Below are 20,819 nucleotides of genomic sequence, written 5' to 3'. Positions count from 1 at the left end.
CCGTGGGCGACCTCCTGCTGGTCCGCCACGGCGAAACCGAGTGGAGCGTTACGGGACAGCACACCAGCTTCACCGACCTTCCGCTCACCCAGCGGGGCGAGGAACAGGCCAAGTCCCTCGCCCCGCTGCTCGCCGGACGCACCTTCGCGCGCATCCTCACCAGCCCCCTCGGCCGCGCCGTACGCACCGCCGAACTCGCCGGGCTCTCCGGCGCCGTCCCCGACCCGGATCTGCACGAGTGGGACTACGGCGGCTACGAGGGCATCACCACCCGTGAGATACACCGCACCGACCCCGACTGGTGCCTGTGGACCCAGGGGGTTCCGGCGGGCCCGCCCGAGCACCCGGGCGAGTCGCCCGACGAGGTGGCGGCACGTGCCGACCGGGTACTGGCCCGCATCGCGCCCGCCCTCGCAGAGGGCGATGTGATCCTCGTGGCCCACGGTCATTTCCTGCGCGTCCTCACCGCTCGCCGTCTCGGCCTCTCGGCCGCCGAGGGGCGCCTGTTCCAGCTCGGGACGGGAACGGTCAGCCGGCTGTCCACCGAGCACGGCTGGCCCGTGATCTCGGAGTGGAACCACGCCTCGCCCCTGTGAGCCGGATGGGCCGTACGCCCGATCACCGCACCGGTCGGCTCGCGTGCTGCGCCGCCAGCCGCACCGGTGCGTTCCGGGCGCCGTACCCCCGGTAGCCGCCGTCCCGCTGGACCAGTTCGAAGAAGACGCGGCCTACGGTGTGCGTGTAGCAGTGCAGGAAGGCGCCGTCCGCGTCGCGGTCGTAGAGAATGCCGAGGTCGCGGTACGTCTCCAGCTCGCCGTCGGAGAAGTCGTACTGGGCGGCCAGGTCGTCGTAGTAGTTGGCGGGCACCTCGAGGAGCCGGCCGCCCGCCTCGCGGTAGCGGCGGGCCGCCGTGACCACGTCTTGTGTCGCGAGCGCGATGTGCTGGGCCCGGGCGCCGTCGCCGGTCGGGGCGGGACCGATGCTCAGGGCGACGCGCACGCTGCCGTCGGCGTTGGTGACCGCGCGGCTGCGGTGCAGTCCGTAGGGGTCGGCGACGTCGACGCTTTCCTGGGCGTCCAGCCCGAGGACGCTCCTGTGGAAGAGGGCCGCCTCGTCGAACTGGTGCCAGGGCTGGGTGAGGGCCAGATGGTCGACGCGGTCGATGCCGGATGCCGGGGCCGTGTGCGGGACGTCCTCGAAGTCCCCGCGCCAGTCGGGAAGCCGGCCCCGGCCGGTCGCGCAGAAGAACAGTTGCGTGCCGTCCGGCGCGGACACCGCCTCCAGCGGCGCGTCCTGCGGGTCGCGGCGGCGTGGCAGGACCGGGGCGAGCAGCGCCTCGGCGCGCCGGGCGGCTCCCTCCGGATCCGGGGACTCAAGGCCGATGGCGGCGAGGGCGGTGCCGTCACGGCGTGCGGCCGGGCCGGTGTTGACGAGGACGCGGGCGGCGCCCTGCTCCCACAGGTCCACCGGTTTCGTCCGGTGCCGGGCCGTGCGGGCGAAGCCGAGCGCGCCGAGGACCGCGGAGACCGGGTCGACGTCCGGGGTGACGAGTTCCGCGAAGGCGACACCGGTCGGCACCACGGGCGCAGGCGGGGCCGCGAGTCCGGTCGCCTCCTGGAGGACGAGCAGTGACCGGCGGGCGTCCACGGCGGTGGGGGCCGCCTCGGCCTGGCGGAAGACGTCGTTGAAGACCTCCAGGGACAGCGGACCGGTGTAGCCGGCGCGCATCACATGGGCGAGGAGCCCGGCGAGGTCGAAGCCGCCCTGGCCGGGGAAGCAGCGGTAGTGACGGCTCCACTGCAGGACGTCCATCGCCATCAGCGGGGCGTCGGCCAGTTGCAGGAAGAAGATCTTCTCGCCGGGGATGTCCTCGATGCCCTTCGGGTCGCTGCCCCGGGCGAGGATGTGGAAGCTGTCCAGACAGACGCCGAGCGCCGGGTGGTCCGCGGCCTCGACCACGCGCCACGCATGGTCGTACGTGCTCACGTGCCGGCCCCACGCCAGTGCCTCGTAGGCGACGCGGATCCCGAACTCCTGGGCGGCCTCGGCGAGTCGGCGCAGATGCCAGGCGGCGAGAGCGTCGTCGTCCTCGGCGTGCGGACAGACGCTGGAGCAGACCAGGACCGTGTCCGCGCCGAGCCGGTTCATCAGCTGGAACTTGTGCCGGGCCCTGCGCAGATTACGCTCGAACTCCTCCGCGGGCACGGCCTCGATGTCGCGCATCGGCTGGTAGAGGTCGATGCCCAGGCCGAGGTCGGCGCAGCGGGCCCGGATCTCCTCGGGGCTCAGCGGGCTGGCGAGCAGGTCGTTCTCGAAGATCTCGATCCCGTCGAACCCGGCGCGGGCCGCCGCGGTGAGCTTCTCGGTGAGGGATCCGCCGATCGAGACGGTCGCGATGGAGGTACGCACCAGGGGTCCTTCCCTACTGACGGGCGGCCGTTGCCCCGGCCAGTTCGGTGATGTCCGTGAGCATGCGCGTGCTGTCCGGTTCCCGACCGGTGAACAGGCGGAACGCGTCGGCCGCCTGGAAGACGGCCATGCCGCCGCCGTCGAGCGTGGCGCAGCCGAGCGCGCGGGCGGTGCGCAGCAGTTCGGTCTCCAGCGGGCGGTAAACCACCTCGGCGACCCACAGCCCCGGGTGCAGCAGCCGGGCCGGGAGCGGCAGCCCTGGGTGCGCGGCCATGCCGGTGGGGGTCGCGTGCACAAGGCCGTCGGCAGCCGTCAGGACCGCCGGAAGCGCGTCGAGGGCCGCCCCGGCCGCGCGCTCGGCGCCGAAGTGCCGGCCGAGGGAGGCGGCGAGGTCGGCGGCGCGCTCGGGCAGGGCGTCGACGACGGTGACGTGACCGGCGCCGAGCGTCAGCAGGGCGTGCGCGACGGCCGCGCCCGCGCCGCCCGCGCCGAGCTGCACGACGCGGTCCAGCGGGGCATCGGGCAGCCCGCGGGCGAAGGAGGCGGCGAAGCCGGTGACGTCCGTGTTGTGGCCGACGGCCCGGCCGCCCTCGAAGACGACGGTGTTCACGGCGCCGAGTGCCTCGGCCTGCGGGGCGAGCGCGTCGAGGTGCGGGATGACCAGCTGCTTGCACGGGTGGGTGATGTTGAGCCCGTCGAAGCCCAGGTCCCGGGCGGCCCGGACGAGATCGCCCACGGCTGCCGGACCGGCTCCGAGTCGGTCGAGGTCGATCAGCCGGTACAGGTAGCGCAGGCCCTGCCGGTCGGCCTCCCTCTCGTGCAGGGCGGGGCTGAGCGAGGGACCGATGCCCGAACCGATGAGACCGACGAGATACGAGTCCTGGGGCACCGGCGTCCTCCTGGCAGTAATGTACGAACTAGTACGTTAGTCATAGCAGCAGTCGTCGGCGGGCGGAAGCCCTCCGGGGAACGGAAGGTGACCGGGCTTCTACAATCGCGGGCACGCGAACGCGTCAGTCAGCCCTTCCCTCGCCCCAAGGAACCCCATGACCAGCGTCGACGAACCGGCACGACCGAACGGCCGCATCCGCGACGCCGCCCGCACGAGGGCCGAGATCCTCGACGTGGCCACCCAGGAGTTCGCCCGCGCCGGGTACGACGGGGCCCGGGTCGACGAGATCGCCGCCCGCACCCGCACCACCAAGCGGATGATCTACTACTACTTCGGCGGCAAGGAGCAGCTGTTCACGGCCGTCCTGGAGCGGGCGTACGGAGTGATCCGCCAGGCCGAGCAGGAACTGGACGTCGAGCACCTGGACCCGGTCGCGGCCATCCGCCGGCTCGCCGAGGTCACCTTCGACCACCACGAGCAGCACCCCGACTTCATCCGCCTGGTCAGCATCGAGAACATCCACGGCGCCGAGCACATCGCCGCCTCCGAGGAGCTCGGCACGATCGGCTCGCCGGCCCTGGAGGTGACCGGCCGCATCCTCGCGGCGGGCCGGAAGTCCGGACTGTTCACGGCCGACATCGACGCCGTCGACCTGCACGCGCTGATCAGCTCGTTCTGCTTCTTCCGGGTCGCCAACCGGCACACCTTCGGCGCCCTCTTCGGCCGGGACCTGGTCGCCGCCGACCAGCGCGAACACTACCGCCGGATGCTCGGGGACATGGTGATCGCGTATCTGACGGCGGACCGCACGGAGGACTGACCGCCGTACCGGCACGCGAGGCACGACCTCTTGACACCGGGGAAACGCGGGCGCAACATCCCACCCACCGCTACTAACTACCCAGTGGGTTAATTAGCCGAATCCGGCGCCTCTCCCCATCCGCTCACCTCCACCCGTTCGCTACGGTGGAGTCCCTCGAAGGAGCCCGTCGTGTCCGTCCCCGCCCCGCCCGACGACGCCGCCGCCCCGCCCGGCCAGCCGAGGAAGGCCGCGACGGCCGCCTGGATCGGCAGCGCCCTGGAGTACTACGACTTCTTCATCTACGGCAGCGCGGCGGCGCTGATCTTCCCGAAGGTCTTCTTCGACGCCTCCGCCCCGGCCACCGCGACCCTGCTGTCGCTGGCCACCTTCGGTGTCGCGTACGCGGCCCGGCCCCTCGGCGCGCTGTTCCTCGGCCACTACGGCGACCGGGTGGGCCGTAAGAAGATCATGGTGTTCACGCTCGTCCTGATGGGCCTGTCGACGTTCCTCATCGGCTGTCTGCCCACCCGCGCCGAGGTCGGCACCCTGGCCCCCGTCCTGCTGGTGCTGTGCCGCGTCCTTCAGGGAATCTCGGCGGCCGGCGAGCAGGCGAGCGCCAGTTCCATGAGCCTGGAGCACGCGCCCCCGCACCGGCGTGGGTTCTTCACCAGTTTCACGCTCAGCGGCACCCAGGGCGGCCAGCTCATCGCCACGCTCGTGTTCCTGCCGGTCGCCGCGCTCCCGGAGAGGCAGTTGCTGTCCTGGGGCTGGCGCCTGCCGTTCTGGCTGAGCGTCGCGGTCGCCGTCGCCGGCTACGTCATCCGCCGCAGGCTCGCGGAGACACCGGCCTTCGCCCGGCAGGCCGACACCGAGGGGCCGGCCCGGCTCCCGCTGGCGGTGCTGCTGCGCGACCACTGGGCGGACGTGCTGCGGGTGATCGCGGGTGCCCTCATCGCCTCGGTGAGCACCGTCTTCACGGTCTGGGCGCTGGCGTACGCGACGAGCGACGCGGTGGGCGTGTCCCGCTCCTCCATGCTGTGGGTGGGCGCGCTCGCCAACCTCGTCGCCCTTGCCGCGATCCCGCTATGGGCGGCACTGTCCGACCGCGTCGGCCGCCGCCCGGTGTACCTCATCGGTGCCGCGGGCAGCGCGGTGACGATGTTCCTGTACCTGTGGGCGATCTCCAGCGGCTCCTACCCGCTGATCCTGCTGACGGGGATCGTCGCCTTCGGTGTCGTCTACAGCGCCGCGAACGGAGTGTGGCCCTCCTTCTACGGTGAGATGTTCTCCACCCGGGTCCGGATGTCCGGCATGGCGATCGGCACACAGATCGGCTTCGCGGTCGCCGGGTTCGCGGTGACGTTCGCCGCCGAGATCGCGGGGCCGGACGGCACCGACTGGTCGTCGGTGGCCCTGTTCACCGCGGCCCTGTGCGTCCCGCCGGTCGTGGCCGCGCTCACCGCCCGCGAGACGCACAGGGTGCCGACGGAACGGCTCGGCGAGCGCCCGGCGGGCGAGGCAGCCGGCCGGGAGACGGTCACGGCCTGAGCCCCGCCCGCCCGAGTCCCCGACCGAGTCCCCGACCGCGCCGGAGGTTCGGGGACTCGGACGCGCCGCCCTCGCCGCTCCTGCGGCGACCGCCCGCTCACCCACCGCGCCCCCGCGCCCGCGCCCGCCCCCGGTCCGGGCCGCACGCCGCGCGCCCGCCGTCCGAGTGGCCCGCACCCCGTGTGATCCGCCCGTCATCCGCGCGCCCTAGCCTGGCCGCATGCCCCGTCGTCCGTCCCGTCGTCCTGTACGTGCCCTCACCCTGGGCGCCTCCGTCCTCGCCGCGCGGGCGCGCCCGTCCGGGCCGTCGGCCGAGCCGTCCTCCGCACCCGTACCGGCACCGGCCGGGCGCCCGATCCGGCCCGTGCCCGGGCGTGTGCTGCACCTGGTCACCAACGGGCTGCCGCACCAGCGCACGGGCTACGGCCTGCGCACCCAGGCGCTCGCCCGGGCGCAGTCGGAGGCGGGGCTCGATCCCCACGTGGTGACCCGCATCGGATTCCCGGTCACCCACGGTGTGCTCGACGCACGGTCGCTGGATCTGCTGGACGGCGTGCCCCAGCACCGGCTCCTGCCCCGGTGGCTGCCCCGCGGCGACGGACCGCTCCTCACGCGCAACGCCGAACTGGCGGCGCGGCTCGTCGAGCGACTGCGGCCCTCGGTGCTGCACGCGGCGAGCGACCACCGCAACGGCCGTGTGGCGCTCGCCCTGCGCGAGACGTACGGGCTGCCCGTGGTCTACGAGGTGCGCACTCTTCCGGCGGAGCCCTGGCCGGCGCGGATCCCCGGGCGTTCGGGCGCCGACGAAAGGCGCCCCACCCTGCACCCGATGGAGACGTACTGCCTGCGCGAGGCCGACGCCGTGCTGGCTCCGAGCGAGGCGATGAGGGCCGGGATCGTCGCGCTCGGGGTGCCCGAGGAACGGGTACGTGTCGTCCCGGACGTCGTTGACCCCGTCTTCCTCCAGCCCCTGTCCGACGGCAGCGCTCCTCGCTCCGGGTTCGGCATCGTCGCCCGTGACCGCACCTGGTCGCAGATCGCCGCCACGACCCGCGCGGCGTACCAGTCGCTCGGATGCCTGTGAGACGTCCGGCTCCGGATCCGGCCTCCTCACCCGGCCCGGCATAGAGCGCGGCACCGATCTGTTGGCAGAGCCGAGGGACGTGGTGTCGGCGGCACCCTGTTCCCCCGACCGCGGCTCCCCCGGGTGCCGTGCCCCCCACCAGGCCGCCACCATCCGGAGCAGGAATGAGCGCTGCCACCCCCACCACGTCCGCGACCGGGATCCTCCAGGTCTGGCGCCGGGCAGCGCCACACCCGCTCTTCATGGTCGTCCCCCTGATCTTGATCATCTCCATTCCGGCGGCCGACGCCTTCCTGCCGTCGGACATCCACCTCGCCCATCTCCTGGTGGTCGCCACCGCGGTGACCGCCATCGGAGCCGGTCCTCGCCCCACAGCGCTGATCGGTGCCCTCGCGGTACTCGCGCTGATCGCCGCGGGGGCGGAGCGGCGGACCCTGATCACCGAGAGTGTGCTGGTCGAACTCGCTTCACTCGCCGCGCTCTCCGTTCTCCTGGTCGCCTTCACCCGCCTGCGGGACCGGCACCATCGGGAGCTCATCAGGGCGCGCACGGTCTCGGACACCGCCCAGCGTGTCGTCCTGCGCCCGCTCCCGGAGAGGGCGGGGCCGGTGTCCCTCGCCGTGGAGTACCAGAGTGCCGAGGCCGACACCTACATCGGAGGCGACCTGTACGCCGCGGCCCGTACCACCGACTCGACCCGCCTGATCATGGGAGACGTCCGCGGCAAGGGCCTCGCGTCCATCAGTGACACGGCGATCGTGCTGGGCGCCTTCCGCGCCGCGGCCCACCGGCAGATCCCGCTGACGGAACTGGTCGCCTACGTCGAGGACGCCGTCCGCTGGGGCCTGGCGGAATTCTCCGCATGCGAGCCCGACGCCGCGGAGCGCTTCGTGACCGCCGTGGTGCTCGACATCCCGGACGACGAGCCGGTGGTTCACCTGATCAGCCTGGGCCATCCGCCGCCGCTGCTGCTGCGCCGGGCGGCCGGGACCGCCACCGCGCTCCATGTGAGCGAACCCGCCCCACCGCTCGGGCTCGGCGCCATGTCCGACAACACGTACACGGCGGCGACCTTCCCGTTCCACGAGGGGGACAGAATCCTTCTCTACACCGACGGCGTCACCGAGACCCACGACAGCGAGGGCACGTTCTACCCGCTGGCCGAACGCGTCGTGCGGTGGACCGACCGGGCCCCCGGGGCGCTCCTGAAGGAGATCACAACCGACCTCCGGGCCTACGCGGGCGGCCTGCTCAACGACGACATGGCCATGATGCTCGTACAGCGGGGCCCGGAGACCGGCTAGTTCGGGGACTGCCGGGAGGTGCCGTTGTCGACGCTCGCGTCGAGCAGCGGTCCGAGTTCCCGCACCACGGTCGTCAGGGCCCGGTCGTCCCGTTCGGCGCGGGCGATCAGCAGGGCGCCCTCCAGAGCGCTGATCATGAGCGTCGCGAGCGGTTCCGCCCTGGCGGCCGGGACTCCCATGTCCGTCAGCGCCCCGGCGACCGGGCGCGTCCACTGGGAGAACGCCGCCGCGGCCGCCGCGCGCGTGGAATCGGTGGACTGTGCGCAGTCCACGGCCGCCGCGGCCACCGGGCAGCCGCCCTCGAAGCCGGTTCTGGCGAATTCCTCCGTCCACTGCCGGACCATCTCGGCGAACAGCCCGCTCGGTGTCGGCTCGGCCATCGACGCAAGGAAGCGGGCGATCCGCTTGGCGGCGTACCTGCCGGCCCACTCCACCGCCTCGTTGACGAGCTGTTCCTTGCCTCCGGGGAAGTAGTGCTGGAGCGAGCCGCGCGGCGCCCGCGCGTGCGCGGCGACGTCGCGCATGCCGGTCGCGGTGACGCCGTCGCGCCGGATCAGCTGGGCCGCGCTGAAGACCATCCGCTCGCGTGGCCCGCGCTCGGACACCGCCATCGTGACCTCCGTCTCGACACTTCGGCAGCCACCCTATGACCGGCGTCATAGGGTGGCTACTATGACCACTGTCATAACCAGGACGACGCCTCGCCGGGAGGGCGGTCCCCATGGACGTCGGCTTCATCGGTCTCGGGGTCATGGGTCAGCCGATGGCGCTCCGGCTGGCCCGGGCCGGCACCCCGCTCCTGGTCTGGAACCGCACGGCCGCCCGCACCGAGCCGCTGCGCGCGGCCGGCGCCGAGGTGGTGACGGATCCCGCCGAGGTCTTCGCGCGGACGGACGTCGTGATCCTCATGCTGGCCGACGACCTCGCGATCGACGCCACCCTGGGCCGCGGCACCCCGGACTTCGCGACCCGCGTCGCCGGACGCATCGTGGTCCACATGGGCACGACGTCGCCCGGATACTCGCGCGCCCTCGAGGCCGATGTGCGCGCGGCGGGCGGGCGCTATGTCGAGGCACCGGTCTCCGGGTCCAGGGTCCCCGCGGAGAACGGGCAGCTGGTGGCGATGCTGGCCGGGGACGAGTCGGCCGTTGCGGTGGTACGGCCGCTGCTGGCACCCCTGTGCCGGGAGACGTTCGTCTGCGGTGCCGCACCGAACGCCCTGCTGATGAAGCTCTCGGTCAACCTGTTCCTGATCACACTGGTGACCGGGCTGTCGGAGGCGTACCACTTCGCGGACCGGCACGGTCTGGACCGGCGGCTCTTCCTGGACGTCCTGGACGCGGGCCCGATGGCCAGCGGGGTGTCCCGTATGAAGGCGCCGAAGCTGTACGCCCGCGACTTCACGGTGCAGGCGGCGGCCCACGACGTCCTGAAGAACAACCGGCTGATCGCCGAGGCCGCCCGCAAGGCGGGGGTCGCCTCCCCACTGCTCGACGTCTGCCACACCCTGTTCGAGGAGACCGTGACGCTGGGCCACGGCCACGAGGACATGGTGGCCGTCCTGCGCGCGATCGAGTCGCGCACCGAGGACGGCCTCCACGGTTAGGGCCTCACCTTCGGCTCGAGGGCCCTAGCCCAGGTTCGCCCCCTTGGGGATGCCGTACGCGCGTTCGACTCGCAGGCGCAGCACCAGGCGGCGGTCGCGGACCATGGCGGCGCGGTACTCGTCCCAGTCGGGGTGCTCGCCCAGCACCTCGCGGTAGAGCCGGATGAGCTCCTCGACCGTCGCGTCGTACGGGTCCGCCGCGACGGGTGAGAGTTCGGCGGTGCCCTCGACGACCGTGTACGCCCACCGGTCGGCGCTCGTGACGTGGTAGGAGGCCCTGGGATCCCGGCGCAGATTGCGGGTCTTGGCGCGGTCGTCGGTGATCGAGACCCGGATGATCCGCTCGCCGGGGTCATAGGCGTGGCTGACATTCGACAGCTGGGGCCGACCGTCCCGCTTGAGGGTGACCAGCACCCCACCGTGCCCTTCGGAGAGCAGCGCGAGCAGCGCGTTCTGTGTCCCGTCCTGAGTCATACCCGGGTCAACTGCCCGGGCCGAACCGCGCATTCCCGAGTGGGCACTGTCCACGCACGTCTGGTGGACACCCTCTGCGCCTGGGCGGCGCGGCGATCGGGGTGGCACCCGGCATCAGCTGGGTATTGAGCAGTCACCTGATGCAGAAAGGTGCTCGGCCCCGCCCCGGGGCGGACCGCTCAGCCAAGGAGGGACCGGCCCCGGTTCCGCGGCGGAGCATGAAAGGTTGGCCCCGGAAGCCCGGGACCGCACCGGGAGAGACCGGAGGAGAACGATGGGACACCTGCGGCAGGAGGTCGAGCCGGAGGAGGTCGGCCTCGACCCGAAGGCGCTGGCCCGCCTCGACCAGCACTTCGCACACCAGGTGGACGACGGCCGGCTGCCCGGCTACCTGGTGGCTCTCTCCCGGCACGGCCGCATAGCCCACCTCACCACGTACGGGCACCGGGACGTCGCCGGGCGGCTCGCAGTGGAGAGCGACACCTTGTGGCGGATGTACTCGATGACCAAGCCGGTCACGTCCGTCGCCGCGCTGATCCTGATGGAGGAGGGCCGCTTCGGGCTGGACACGCCCGTCGCCGACTTCCTGCCGGCGTTCGCCGAGCCGCGGGTGTACGTCGACGGCACCGGCCCGGCCGTCCGGACGCGCCCCGCACAGCGGCCCATCCTGGTCCGCCATCTGCTCACGCACACCGCCGGCCTGACGTTCGGCTTCTACCACTCCCATCCCGTGGACGCGCTGTACCGGGAGGCGGGCATCGACTCGTCCGTGGTGCCCGGCACGGACCTCGCCGAGACCTGCGAGGTGTACGCGCGGCTGCCGCTCCAGTTCGAGCCGGGCACGCAGTGGAACTACTCGGTGGCGACCAACGTCCTGGGCCGGCTGGTCGAGGTCGCCTCGGGCCAGGACCTGGACGCCTTCCTCGCCGAACGGGTCTTCGGTCCGCTGGGCATGGAGGACGCGGGCCTGCACGTCACCGAGGACCGGGCGCCGCGCCTCGCGGAGCTGTACGGCGAGACGGGCAGCGGCGGCATCACGCCGATTCCGGGTCTGCCGCTGCACGCACGGCCCCGGCTTCTCTCCGGCAGCGGCGGCATGGTGGCGTCGGCGTACGACTACCACCGCTTCATGGAGTTCCTGCGGCGCCGCGGCGAACTGGACGGCACCCGGCTGCTGACCCCCGACACGGTCGCCGTGATGACCTCGAACCACCTCCCGGGCGACGCCGATATGCGGTCGTACGGCAGCCGGGTGCACCGCGAGCCCGGCAAGGCGGGCCTCGGTTTCGGCCTGGGCGTCTCCGTGGTCACCGACCCGGAACTCACCCGGTCCCCGGCGGTGCGGGGCGCGTTCGGCTGGAGCGGGGTGGCCACCACCACGTTCTGGGTGGACCCGCGGCACGACCTGACGGTCCAGTTCCTCACCCAGTTGCGGCCCACCGGCTCGCACACGGTGTACCCGGAGCTGAAGCGGCTCGTGCACGAGGCCCTGCCGGGAAGCGTCAGGGCCGCAGCGGAGTCCGGCAGGTAGTCCGGCAGGTAGCGGCTCCGACAGGTCTGCCCCGGGCCGGCCCGTACGTCGAGGACTCAGACATGGCCCCGCTCCTCTCCTCCGGCGCCCAGTGCCCGGACCGCCGCGTCGAAGTACTCCCGGCAGCGGCCCCAGGCGCCGCCCACCTCGAAGTCCAGCAGCAGCGGGGTGAGCGCGGCCGAGAAGTCGGTGCTGGCCTCCAGCGGCAGCAGGGACGGGAGGTTGTCGATGGCGATGAGGTCGAGCACGGGGTGCTCACGCAGCCTGCGTACCGGATGGTCCCAGTCGGTCGGGGTGTCGTAGACCGGCAGGAGGTTCAGGGGCGAGCCGACGTCGGCCGTCACGTCGCACAGGGTGCGCAGCCGGCGTCCGGGGTCGTCGAGGTCCTTGTCCGTCAGGAAGGGCGGGACGGGACGGGTCGTCAGCACGGTGTTGACCATCAGCTCGTGGGCGAGCAGGGCCTGACGGTCCAGGTTCCGGGTCTCGGCCAGATCCCAGCAGGTGGGGTCGGCGCCCGCGACACCGAGCGCGACCCGGGCGCCGCGTCCGCTGCGGCCGAGGGCGCCGATCACCAGCGCCCGCACCTCGCCCGGGGCGGCGCGCAGTTGTTCGTCCAGCTCCTCCTTGGACGTCGGCCGCAGCGGCGCGGTCAGTCGGCCCTGGTGCTGGAGCAGGGCGAGGGCGGCGCCCAGGTATCCGGCCCAGTAGCCGAACGCGACGAGCCGCCGCCCGTCCTCGTCCACCAGGTACTCCAGGTCCAGCAGCGCACCACCGCCGGCGACGAGCCGGCGCAGCAGGGCCTCGGCGCCAGGCTGCCCCTTGTAGGCATGCCCGAAGAACACGTGACGGTGGACCAACGCGGAAGGTTCGTCGGGGAGTTCCTTCAGGCCGGCGATCAACGCCTCGGGCGGCGCGGACACCCAGGAGCCCGGCTCGGCGACACGGCAGCCCACCTGCTCGTACGCCTCGGCCGGGAACACCCGCTGCGGGGAGTCCTCGACCGTCACGGTCACGCCGCTCTCGACCAGGCGCCGGGCGTCGGACGGCACGATCGGTGTGCGCCGTTCGGTGGTACGGGACTCGTGGCGGAGCCACAGGTGGAGTGCGGTCATACGCGGTTGACCTCCGGGCGCGGGGCGTCGGCGGCGAAGCGGCCGACGCTCACGGGGCTGACGTCGACGAAGGGTACGCGCCCCGGGAGGAGATCCCTCAGGATCTCACCGACGGCGGGTCCCGGCGGGAGCCCGTGGCCACGGCGGTCGCGGCGGTCGGTGCACCCACGGGAGCGGGGCGCGCGGCGGCCGGCGCCGGACGGCCGCCGCGCGGGCCGCTCACGAGGACTGCACCACGGCGTCCAGGTGCGGCAGGTAGTGGTCGAGCCGCTCCCGCTTGGTGCGCAGGTAGGTGATGTTGTTCTCGCACGGCGGTATCAGCAGCGACACCTGCTCGTCGACCTTGATGCCGTGCTGCAGCAGCGCCTCCCGCTTGCGCGGGTTGTTGGAGAGCAGGCGCACGGACCGTACGCCGAGGTCGTGCAGGATCTCCGCCGCGACCCGGTAGTCGCGGGCGTCCACCGGCAGACCGAGGGCGAGGTTGGCCTCGACGGTGTCCAGGCCCTCCGACTGGAGCTTCATCGCGCGCAGTTTGGCCAGCAGGCCGATGCCGCGGCCCTCGTGGCCGCGCAGATAGACGACGATGCCGCGGCCCTCGGCCACGACCTGCCTGAGGGCGGAGGAGAGTTGGGGCCCGCACTCGCAGTGCGTGGACCCGAAGGAGTCTCCGGTCAGGCACTCGGAATGCAGGCGGACGAGCATGCCCTCTTCCTCGATGTCGCCGTACACCAGCGCCACTTGTTCGTCGCCGCGGTCGTGGTCGAGGTAGCCGACGGCCTGGAAATCACCGTACTTGGTGGGCAGGGGCGTATTCACGACTCGGGTGACCCCGGTGGGCACGTTCGCGATCCGGGTGACTCCCGAGGGGGCATTCCCGCCGAGCACGCCGTCAATGTCTGTCATGATCTGATTCCTATCTGGTAAGCGCAGGCGGTACGAGACGAAAGGCCGTGAAGTGATGAGCGGTTCGGGAACTGCGGACACTGCCGGGGGCCACTCCGCGGGTGTGCTGCCGTCGGACACCTCGCGGGACGTGCGGGAGCGGGCGGAGGGTGCCCGCCGTCAGGTGGCCGTCCTTCCCGTGGGCAGTTTCGAACAGCACGGGCCGTACCTTCCGTTGGCGACCGACACGCTGGTCGCCTGCGCGATCGCCCGCGAGCTGGCCGCCGCGTATCCGGTTCACCTCCTTCCTCCGGTGACGATCTCCTGCTCGCACGAGCACGCGGCGTGGCCGGGAACGGTGAGCATCTCCTCCGTCACTCTCCATGCGGTGGTACGGGACATCGCCGCGTCGCTCGAACGCTCGGGCGTTCAGGCCCTGGTCCTGGTCAACGGTCACGGCGGCAATTACGTCCTCGGCAATGTCGTCCAGGAGGGCAATGCCGTCCGGGATTCCTCGGGCAGCGGTGTGCGGATGGCGCTTTTCCCGGCCCCGGAGGACTGGGAGGCGGCCCGGGAACGGGCCGGGGTGCGCACCTCGCTGCTCAGCGACATGCATGCCGGGGAAATCGAGACCTCCATTCTTCTGCACTGTCATCCCGAATTGGTCAGGCCTGGTCACGAGACCATGGATTTCGTCGCCGACGACCGGCGGCATCTGCTCACCCTCGGTATGTCGGCCTATACGGAGTCCGGCGTCATCGGGCGTCCTTCGCTGGCTTCCGCGGAGAAGGGGAAGCAGTTGCTCGCGACGCTCGCGGAGTCCTTCGAGCCGTATTTCTCCCTGGCCGGGTCGGACGGCGACGAGGGCGGTGCCGCACATCGCCGGTGACCCCGCGTCAGGAAGGGCGCGGAGGCGGAGCGTGTGCGGCGGGTGTGCGTGCTGGGGGCGCGGAGCGCGTGGGGGGTACGCTCCGCGCCCGGTACGGGGGGCCGGGAGGGCGCCGCGGGGGCTTGACCCTCCTCGGCGGCGTTCTCCGTCGCGGTGCGCGGGTGCCGCAGACCCGTGTACCAGCGGGCGAGGAGGACGAGCAGGCCGGGCAGGCTCGCCACGAAGCTGAGGACGCCGTAGACGACCGCGACGCCCAGCCCGGTGTCCGCGCCGAGGCCCGCCGCGCCGAAGGCCCAGGCGGTGACGCCCTCGCGGGGGCCGAAGCCGCCGATGTTCAGCGGCAGGCCCATCGCGATGAGCGCCAGCAGAGCCAGGGGCAGCAGCGTGACCGGGGAGGCGTGCGATCCGGCGACCCGCGCGGCCACCAGGAACATCAGCAGGTGCCCGGCGAGCACGACGACGGACGACAGCAGGACGGAGGGCCAACTCCCGCGCGCCAGCAGGGCGGCACGGGCCTCGGCGAGCGCGGCGCCGAGAGCCCGGCGCCGACGGGAGGGGCGGGGGGCGCGGCCCATGCGGACTGCCACGACGATGGCCAGCGCACCGAGCGTGGCGAGCGCCGTCAGGCCGGCCAGATGGCGGGCCTGGGTGAGCACCGGCGAGGGCAGCGTGAGCAGGACCGGAACGCCGACCGCCACCAGAGCCACCTGGCCCGCGGTGCGTTCCAGGACCACGGCGCGAACGCCACGGCCGACGTCGCCGGCGCTCTGCCCGTGCCGCACCGCGCGGTGCACGTCGCCGAGGACGCCGCCGGGGAGCGCCGCGTTGAGGAACAGGGCGCGGTAGTAGGCGGCGACGGCGGCGCCGAACGGCAGCCTGATCCCGAGTGCGTGGGCGACCCGGCACCAGCGCCAGGCACTGAACACGGTGGTCAGCACACCGATCCCGAGTCCGGCGAGAAGGGCCGGCCCATCGATCCGCCGCAGCCCCTCGAGCAGCGCCCCTGTCCCGAGCCGCCACAGCAGCACCCCGAGGATGAGCACCCCGGCGAGGGTCCCGAAGTGGGTGCGCAGGGCGCGCAGGGCCCGGCGGCGCGGGAGTGCCTCGGGGTGGGTGGCGGCCGCCACGGGGACGGTCTCCGTCACGGTCACGCCCGCCTCCTCGGCCGCCGTCGCCAGGGCCGCCGTCCGCGTCGCCATCACGCGCCTCCCGTCGGGCGGGGCAGGACCAGCACGTCGCTGTGGTGGACCGTCACGCGCAGATCTCCCGCCGCGCAGGCGTCCAGGCGGTCCCGCAGATACGTCTCTGCGCGGGGCGCGAGGTCAGGGCGCTGTTCCACGGCCGCACCGACCCAGCCGCGCAGCCACTCCTGCGTCAACTCCCGCTGCCCGGCGCCCAGTCGCCAGGGGCTCGGATGGACCCGTACGCTCGCGCCGAGCCGGTCGAAGGCCTCGCAGGCCGCGCCCACGGCGTCGGGGCCGAGGAGGTCACCGCGCCGCTGGTGGGCGTTGAACGCCTCGCCGATCTCCCGGTCCAGGGGGTGCTCGGGCGTCAGTTCCACGCGGCCCACCACGGACAGGGTCAGCAGCGCCGGGCAGCCGGCGCCCACGCAGGCCCGGGCGAGCGTGTCGACCTCCTCGGCGGTGAGCACGTCCAGCAGCGCGGACGCGGTCACCAGCGAGGCCCCGGTCAGCGCATCCGGGGTGAGCCGTCCTATGTCGCCGCGCTGGGTGGTGACCGTCACCGGGCTGCCGTCGGCCGCCGCGCGGGGCGCCCCCACCGAGGCGAAGTGCAGCAGGTAGGGGTCCCGGTCGTGCAGCACCCAGTGCTGGGCGCCGTCGAGCAGCGGGGCGAGCCAGCGGCCCATGGAACCGGTGCCGCAGCCCAGGTCGTGCACGATCAGCTCGGTGCCGTGCCGGGGGCGGTTCGCGAGGCGGATCCGCAGCGGGTCGAGCAGTTCGTGCGCCCGCGCCTCCGCGTCGGCGGGCTCCCGCAGCCTCAGCCACTGCGGGGCGTATCGCGGCACCTCCATCTCGCCGCCGCCGGGCGCGGGGATCGCGGGGAGCACCCCGGGCCCCGGTTCCGTTGCCGTCTCGGAGCCCGCCTCCGATGTCGTACCCGTGCTCATGCCGCCCTCCGAGGATCGTGCCGCAGCCGGCCCAGCACACCCGCCAGGCTGCGCGCCGTGGTCGCCCAACCGTCCAGTGCCGCCCGGCGGCCGCGCGCGGCGGCCTTGAGCCGGCGCCGCACGTCCGCCTCACCGAACCAGCCGCGCAGCTCGGCGGCGATCGCGGCGGGGTCCTCCGGCGGGACGAGGATGCCGGGCACCCCACCGTCCGGCGCGCGCCCCACCGCCTCGGGCAGGCCGCCGACGTCGGTGGCGAGGACCGGGATGCCGCGCGCCAGGGCCTCGGTGACGGCCATCCCGTACGTCTCGGCGTACGAGGTGAGGACCATCAGGTCGGCGGAGGCGTAGCTGGCCTCGAGCTGCGCACCGGACCGCGGGCCGGCCAGGTGCAGCCGGTCGGCCAGGCCGTGTTCGTCGATGAGGGTGCGCAGTCGCTCCACGTACTCCGGGTCGTGGCCGAGGCCGCCGACGCACACGCAGGTCCACGGCAGGTCCTTGACCGCGGCCAGGGCCTCGATGAGCCGGTGCTGCCCCTTGCGGGGGGTCACGGCGGCGACGCACAGCAGCCGGGAGACGCCGTCGGTGCCGGGGGCGAGGGGCGCGATGTCGGCGCCGGGGGCTGCGACATGGACCCGCTCGGGAACGAGACCGTGGTGGGAGACGAGCCGGCGCACGGCCCAGTCGCTGGTGGCGATCACGGCGGGCACGGCCCGTAGGGTGGCGCGTTCCTTGGCGTCCAGTTCGGCCGCCCTCCCGGGGTCGAGACCGGTCTCGTCACCGAGCGGCAGGTGCACCAGGACGGCGAGGCAGAGGCGTTCGGCCTCGGGTACGACGATGTCGGGGACGCCGCAGGCGACGAGGCCGTCGAGCAGGACGATCGCGCCGTCCGGCAGGTCCCGCAGTGTTCGGGCGAGTTCGGCCCTCGCCTGCGTGCCGGGCGTCGGCCAGGAGCCCTCGACCAGGTGCCTTTCCACCTGCCAGCCGAAGCCGGGCAGGTCCAGGCAGATCCGGCGGTCGTAGGCGTTGCCGCCGCTGGGGGCGGCCGGGTCGTCGACGCCGCCCGGCATCACGAAGTGCACGGTGCGCAGGGACATGGGGATGATGTCGGCGTTCCTGAGGGCCGTGTTCTGCACGGGCACATAGCCGAGACGGGGCTGGGCCTGCTGCCCGGTGGGGTTCACGGACGCGCGGTCGATGGTCGTGTCGGTCACAGGGCACGCTCGTAACTCGCCCAGGCGATGTGCGACTCGTGCAGCGTGACGGTGACGCCGGCGATTCCACGGGCGCCCTCACCCAGGGCGCCCTTGTGGATCCGTTCGGCGAGGCGGTCGGCGATCACCTTGGCCAGGAACTCCGTCGAGGTGTTGATGTTCGCGAAGTCCGGCTCGTTGTCGAGGTTGCGGTAGTTGAGCTCGCTCACCACCGCCCCCAGCTCCTGCGTGGCCAGTCCGATGTCGACGACGATGTTGTCGTCGTCCAGCTCGGCGCGGCGGAAGGTGGCGTCCACGAGGAACGTCGCTCCGTGCAGGCGCTGCGCGGGTCCGAAGACCTCGCCGCGGAAGCTGTGGGCGATCATCAGGTGATCGCGGACGGTGATGCTGAACAACGGACGACCCTCCAGGTGCGGTGCGTCTGGTCCCCTTCCGGGGCATGCCGTGTAGTACGGCTGACCCCTCCGCGTTGTTCAGCTGCCCGTTCTCCTTGTTCGGAGGTTCCTTGGGAATTCCTTGGGAGTTCGCCCCAAGGGCGGGCAACTCGCGCGGGACGGGGGCTCAGTCGGCGGGATACAGGATGCGGTGGCACAACCCCTTGAGCTCACCACGGGTGAGGCGTGGCAGCACGTCGGGGAGGTCTTCGAAGGGGGACTCGCCGGTGACGAGCGCGTCGAACGCCGGGTCGGCGAGCAGGTCGAGGGCGAGGGCCATGCGGTCGGCGTAGGTGCGTCCGGTGCGGGCGCGCGGCGAGACGGTGCCGACCTGGCTGCTGCGGATCGTGAGGCGGCGCGAGTGGAAGGCCTCACCGAGCGGCAGGGTGACGCTCCGGTCGCCGTACCAGCTGAGTTCGACGACCGTGCCCTCCGGCGCGAGGAGTTCCAGGGAGCGTGCCAGCCCCTGTTCACTGGCGCTGGCGTGCACGACGAGGTCGCAGTCGCCGAGGGCGTCCTCCGGCAGGGCGAAGCCGACGCCGAGCGCGCGTGCGGTCGCGGCCCGCTCCGGATCGGCGTCGACGAGCTGAACGCGGACGCCGGGGTGGCGGGCGAGCAGGGCGGCGACGGAGCATCCGACCATGCCTCCGCCGACGACCGCGATCCGGTCCCCGAGCTGCGGGCCCGCGTCCCACAGGGCGTTGACCGCGGTCTCGACGGTGCCGGCCAGGACGGCGCGGTGGGCGGGCACGCCGTCGGGGACGGCGGTGACGGCCGAGGCGGGGACGACGTACCGGCTCTGGTGCGGATACAGGCAGAAGACGGTCCGCCCGAGCAGCTCGTCCGGCCCCTGCTCCACCTGCCCGACACTCAGATATCCGTACTTCACGGGGGCCGGGAAGTCGCCCTCCTGGAACGGGGCACGCATGGCGGCGTGCTGGCTCTGCGGGACACCGCCGCGGAAGACGAGCGTCTCGGTGCCGCGGCTGACACCGGAGTACAGCGCGCGCACCAGCACGTCGCCGTCGCCGGGCTTCGGCAGCTCGACGTCCCGCAGCTCCCCGTGGCCCGGCGAGCGCAGCCAGAAGGCGCGAGCTGTGAGGTCCATGTGCGTCTCCCTGAACGATCCGGCGTTTCACCACGTACGCAGCTACGAGAAGTCGCGCACAAGGTACGCGCGAAGATCGAATCTGTCACTTGGCCGGAGGGTGAGCGGTGGCCCTGAACCACACATACGAGGCGAGGCTCTTGCAGCAGGAGACGACCGTGGGAGCGGGCGTGCAGGTACTGCTGCTGACCTTGCTGGGCACGGCGATCGGCATGGGTCCGGCCGGCTGGCTGACGGGCCTGGCGTTCGCGCTCGCCACCTGGGCCGTGCTCACCCGGGCCGTGCTCCGCTCCCGGCTCAGCTCGTTCGGCCCGGCCAACCGGGTGACGCTGGGCCGCGCGATCCTGGTGGGCGGGGTGACGGCGCTGGTCGCGGACTCGTTCGAGAGCGCGCCGCCGGTGACGGTGTTCGTGGGGCTCACGGCGGTGGCGCTGATCCTGGACGGCGTGGACGGCAAGGTGGCCCGCCGCACGGGCACGTCGTCGGCGCTGGGCGCGCGCTTCGACATGGAGGTCGACGCGTTCCTGATCCTGGTGCTGAGCGTGTACGTGTCGATGGCGCTGGGCCCGTGGGTGCTGCTGATCGGCGCGATGCGGTACGTGTTCGTGGCGGCGGCCCGGGTGCTGCCGTGGCTGAACGGCGAACTGCCGCCGAGCATGGCCCGCAAGACGGTGGCGGCGGTTCAGGGCGTCGCGCTGCTGGTCGCCGCGTCGGGGCTGCTGCCGTACGCGGCGGGCGCGGGGGTCGTCGGGTGTGCGCTGGCGTCGCTGGTGTGGTCGTTCGGGCGGGACGTGCTGTGGCTGTGGAGCGTGCGGGGCGGCGCGACGGTGGCGACGCCCGCCGAGGTGATGGTGGAGCCGGTCGCGGAACTGGTGGCGGGCGGCTGATCCGCGCGGTCGCCCCAGGTCGTCAGGAGGTGGCCCTCGGGCCGTCGAGCCGTCCGATGCGGGCCACGTTCTCCCGGTCCTCGGGGTCCTCGCTGGGGCGGGCGGCGAACCAGGCGTCGAGGATCTCCTTCAGGAGCGGCTCGGAGGTCAGGCGCAGGCTGAGCGCCAGCACGTTGGCGTCGTTCCAGCGGCGGGCGCCGTCGGCCGAGTACGCGTCCGTGCACAGGGCCGCCCGTACGCCCGGCACCTTGTTCGCGGCGATCGACGCGCCGGTGCCGGTCCAGCAGCACACGACCGCCTGGTCGCAGCTGCCGTCGGCGACCTCGCGGGCCGCCGCCTCGGAGCACGCGGCCCACTGCGGGTCGTCCCCGGCGCGCAGCGCACCGTGCGTGAGCACCTCGTGGCCACGGCCGCGCAGTTCGGCGACGAGGCTGCGGGCCACGGGCTCGTCCATGTCCGAGGAAACGGAGATCCGCATGTCTCGGAGGGTACCCGCTCACACCCGTCCGGTGGGTCCG

General features: G+C 72.9%; 20 protein-coding genes and 2 pseudogenes. 9 read left to right on the top strand and 13 right to left on the bottom strand.

Annotation, left to right across the window (positions count from 1 at the left end):
• Positions 1–2 precede the first annotated feature (2 nt).
• A complete protein-coding gene (locus C3488_RS09610) occupies positions 3–596 on the top strand; it encodes a histidine phosphatase family protein (protein WP_103838917.1) in 594 nt (197 codons plus the stop codon).
• 22 nt (positions 597–618) lie between these two features.
• Here the strand turns inward: C3488_RS09610 and C3488_RS09605 are convergent, their stop codons facing one another.
• Together C3488_RS09605 and C3488_RS09600 are read right to left on the bottom strand one after the other, a co-directional pair.
• Entirely contained in the window at positions 619–2,409 is a 1,791-nt protein-coding gene (locus C3488_RS09605; RefSeq protein WP_103838916.1) for a bifunctional sugar phosphate isomerase/epimerase/4-hydroxyphenylpyruvate dioxygenase family protein, read from the bottom strand.
• 13 nt (positions 2,410–2,422) lie between these two features.
• A complete protein-coding gene (locus C3488_RS09600; protein ID WP_103838915.1) occupies positions 2,423–3,298 on the bottom strand; it encodes a shikimate dehydrogenase in 876 nt (291 codons plus the stop codon).
• Between the two features lie 157 nt (positions 3,299–3,455).
• On the opposite strand from C3488_RS09600, the gene C3488_RS09595 reads away from it, so the two are divergent.
• The 4 genes from C3488_RS09595 to C3488_RS09580 all read left to right on the top strand — a co-directional run bounded on the left by C3488_RS09595 (position 3,456) and on the right by C3488_RS09580 (position 8,039).
• Positions 3,456–4,121, top strand: a complete 666-nt coding sequence (locus C3488_RS09595; RefSeq protein WP_103838914.1) for a TetR/AcrR family transcriptional regulator — start codon at positions 3,456–3,458, stop codon at positions 4,119–4,121.
• A gap of 171 nt (positions 4,122–4,292) precedes the next feature.
• Positions 4,293–5,651, top strand: a complete 1,359-nt coding sequence (locus C3488_RS09590; RefSeq protein WP_103838913.1) for an MFS transporter — start codon at positions 4,293–4,295, stop codon at positions 5,649–5,651.
• Between the two features lie 220 nt (positions 5,652–5,871).
• Positions 5,872–6,735 (top strand): glycosyltransferase, encoded by an 864-nt coding sequence (locus tag C3488_RS09585; RefSeq protein WP_103838912.1) that lies wholly within the window; start codon positions 5,872–5,874, stop codon positions 6,733–6,735.
• Between the two features lie 164 nt (positions 6,736–6,899).
• Positions 6,900–8,039, top strand: a complete 1,140-nt coding sequence (locus tag C3488_RS09580; protein WP_103838911.1) for a PP2C family protein-serine/threonine phosphatase — start codon at positions 6,900–6,902, stop codon at positions 8,037–8,039.
• On the opposite strand, the gene C3488_RS09575 is transcribed toward C3488_RS09580, so the two are convergent.
• Positions 8,036–8,650, bottom strand: coding sequence for a TetR/AcrR family transcriptional regulator (locus C3488_RS09575; RefSeq protein WP_103838910.1), 615 nt, complete (start codon positions 8,648–8,650; stop codon positions 8,036–8,038). The genes C3488_RS09580 and C3488_RS09575 overlap by 4 nt on opposite strands.
• A 110-nt stretch (positions 8,651–8,760) precedes the next feature.
• Here C3488_RS09575 and C3488_RS09570 point away from each other — a divergent pair, with 110 nt between their 5' ends.
• On the top strand, positions 8,761–9,645 hold the full coding sequence (locus C3488_RS09570; protein WP_103838909.1) for an NAD(P)-dependent oxidoreductase: 885 nt from the start codon (positions 8,761–8,763) through the stop codon (positions 9,643–9,645).
• Positions 9,646–9,669: 24 nt separating this feature from the next.
• On the opposite strand, the gene C3488_RS09565 is transcribed toward C3488_RS09570, so the two are convergent.
• On the bottom strand, positions 9,670–10,119 hold the full coding sequence (locus C3488_RS09565; RefSeq protein WP_103838908.1) for a PPOX class F420-dependent oxidoreductase: 450 nt from the start codon (positions 10,117–10,119) through the stop codon (positions 9,670–9,672).
• Positions 10,120–10,393: 274 nt separating this feature from the next.
• Between C3488_RS09565 and C3488_RS09560 the strand changes: the two genes are divergently transcribed.
• A complete protein-coding gene (locus C3488_RS09560) occupies positions 10,394–11,650 on the top strand; it encodes a serine hydrolase (RefSeq protein ID WP_103838907.1) in 1,257 nt (418 codons plus the stop codon).
• Between the two features lie 56 nt (positions 11,651–11,706).
• Here C3488_RS09560 and C3488_RS09555 read toward each other — a convergent pair whose 3' ends face one another.
• The 3 genes and pseudogenes from C3488_RS09555 to ribA all read right to left on the bottom strand — a co-directional run bounded on the left by C3488_RS09555 (position 11,707) and on the right by ribA (position 13,665).
• Positions 11,707–12,762 carry a saccharopine dehydrogenase gene (locus tag C3488_RS09555; RefSeq protein WP_103838906.1) on the bottom strand — a complete coding sequence of 352 codons (1,056 nt, stop codon included), beginning with the start codon at positions 12,760–12,762 and terminating at the stop codon, positions 11,707–11,709.
• Positions 12,759–12,902, bottom strand: a pseudogene (locus tag C3488_RS41460) (sarcosine oxidase subunit beta); the annotation flags it as partial. The gene C3488_RS09555 and the pseudogene C3488_RS41460, both read right to left, overlap by 4 nt.
• A gap of 79 nt (positions 12,903–12,981) precedes the next feature.
• The gene (gene ribA, locus C3488_RS09545; RefSeq protein ID WP_103838905.1) at positions 12,982–13,665 is read right to left on the bottom strand and encodes a GTP cyclohydrolase II; all 684 of its coding nucleotides are present in this window, start codon (positions 13,663–13,665) and stop codon (positions 12,982–12,984) included.
• A gap of 55 nt (positions 13,666–13,720) precedes the next feature.
• Here ribA and C3488_RS09540 point away from each other — a divergent pair, with 55 nt between their 5' ends.
• Positions 13,721–14,533 (top strand): creatininase family protein, encoded by an 813-nt coding sequence (locus C3488_RS09540; protein WP_103838955.1) that lies wholly within the window; start codon positions 13,721–13,723, stop codon positions 14,531–14,533.
• Positions 14,534–14,748: 215 nt separating this feature from the next.
• Here the strand turns inward: C3488_RS09540 and C3488_RS09535 are convergent.
• The 5 genes and pseudogenes from C3488_RS09535 to C3488_RS09515 form a co-directional block, all read right to left on the bottom strand.
• Positions 14,749–15,732 (bottom strand): annotated as a pseudogene (locus C3488_RS09535) (lysylphosphatidylglycerol synthase transmembrane domain-containing protein); the annotation flags it as partial.
• Positions 15,732–16,661 carry a class I SAM-dependent methyltransferase gene (locus C3488_RS09530; protein ID WP_103838904.1) on the bottom strand — a complete coding sequence of 310 codons (930 nt, stop codon included), beginning with the start codon at positions 16,659–16,661 and terminating at the stop codon, positions 15,732–15,734. The gene C3488_RS09530 and the pseudogene C3488_RS09535, both read right to left, overlap by 1 nt.
• On the bottom strand, positions 16,658–17,872 hold the full coding sequence (locus tag C3488_RS09525; RefSeq protein WP_374955407.1) for a glycosyltransferase family 4 protein: 1,215 nt from the start codon (positions 17,870–17,872) through the stop codon (positions 16,658–16,660). The genes C3488_RS09530 and C3488_RS09525 overlap by 4 nt, the downstream gene beginning before the upstream one ends.
• Positions 17,869–18,267 (bottom strand): 6-carboxytetrahydropterin synthase, encoded by a 399-nt coding sequence (locus tag C3488_RS09520; protein ID WP_103838903.1) that lies wholly within the window; start codon positions 18,265–18,267, stop codon positions 17,869–17,871. Before C3488_RS09520 ends, C3488_RS09525 begins: the two co-directional genes overlap by 4 nt.
• Before the next feature lie 166 nt (positions 18,268–18,433).
• Entirely contained in the window at positions 18,434–19,414 is a 981-nt protein-coding gene (locus C3488_RS09515; protein ID WP_103838902.1) for a zinc-binding alcohol dehydrogenase, read from the bottom strand.
• A gap of 107 nt (positions 19,415–19,521) precedes the next feature.
• Between C3488_RS09515 and C3488_RS09510 the strand changes: the two genes are divergently transcribed.
• Positions 19,522–20,301 carry a CDP-alcohol phosphatidyltransferase family protein gene (locus C3488_RS09510; protein WP_103838901.1) on the top strand — a complete coding sequence of 260 codons (780 nt, stop codon included), beginning with the start codon at positions 19,522–19,524 and terminating at the stop codon, positions 20,299–20,301.
• Between the two features lie 22 nt (positions 20,302–20,323).
• Here the strand turns inward: C3488_RS09510 and C3488_RS09505 are convergent, their stop codons facing one another.
• Complete coding sequence (locus C3488_RS09505; RefSeq protein ID WP_103838900.1) at positions 20,324–20,779, bottom strand: RpiB/LacA/LacB family sugar-phosphate isomerase; 456 nt, start codon at positions 20,777–20,779, stop codon at positions 20,324–20,326.
• Positions 20,780–20,819 lie beyond the last annotated feature (40 nt).

The sequence above is a fragment of the Streptomyces sp. Ru72 genome (assembly GCF_002920635.1).
Classification (GTDB): Bacteria; Actinomycetota; Actinomycetes; order Streptomycetales; family Streptomycetaceae; genus Streptomyces.
The sequence above is the reverse complement of the archived record's forward strand: the minus strand, read 5'-3'. Positions and strand labels throughout refer to the sequence as shown.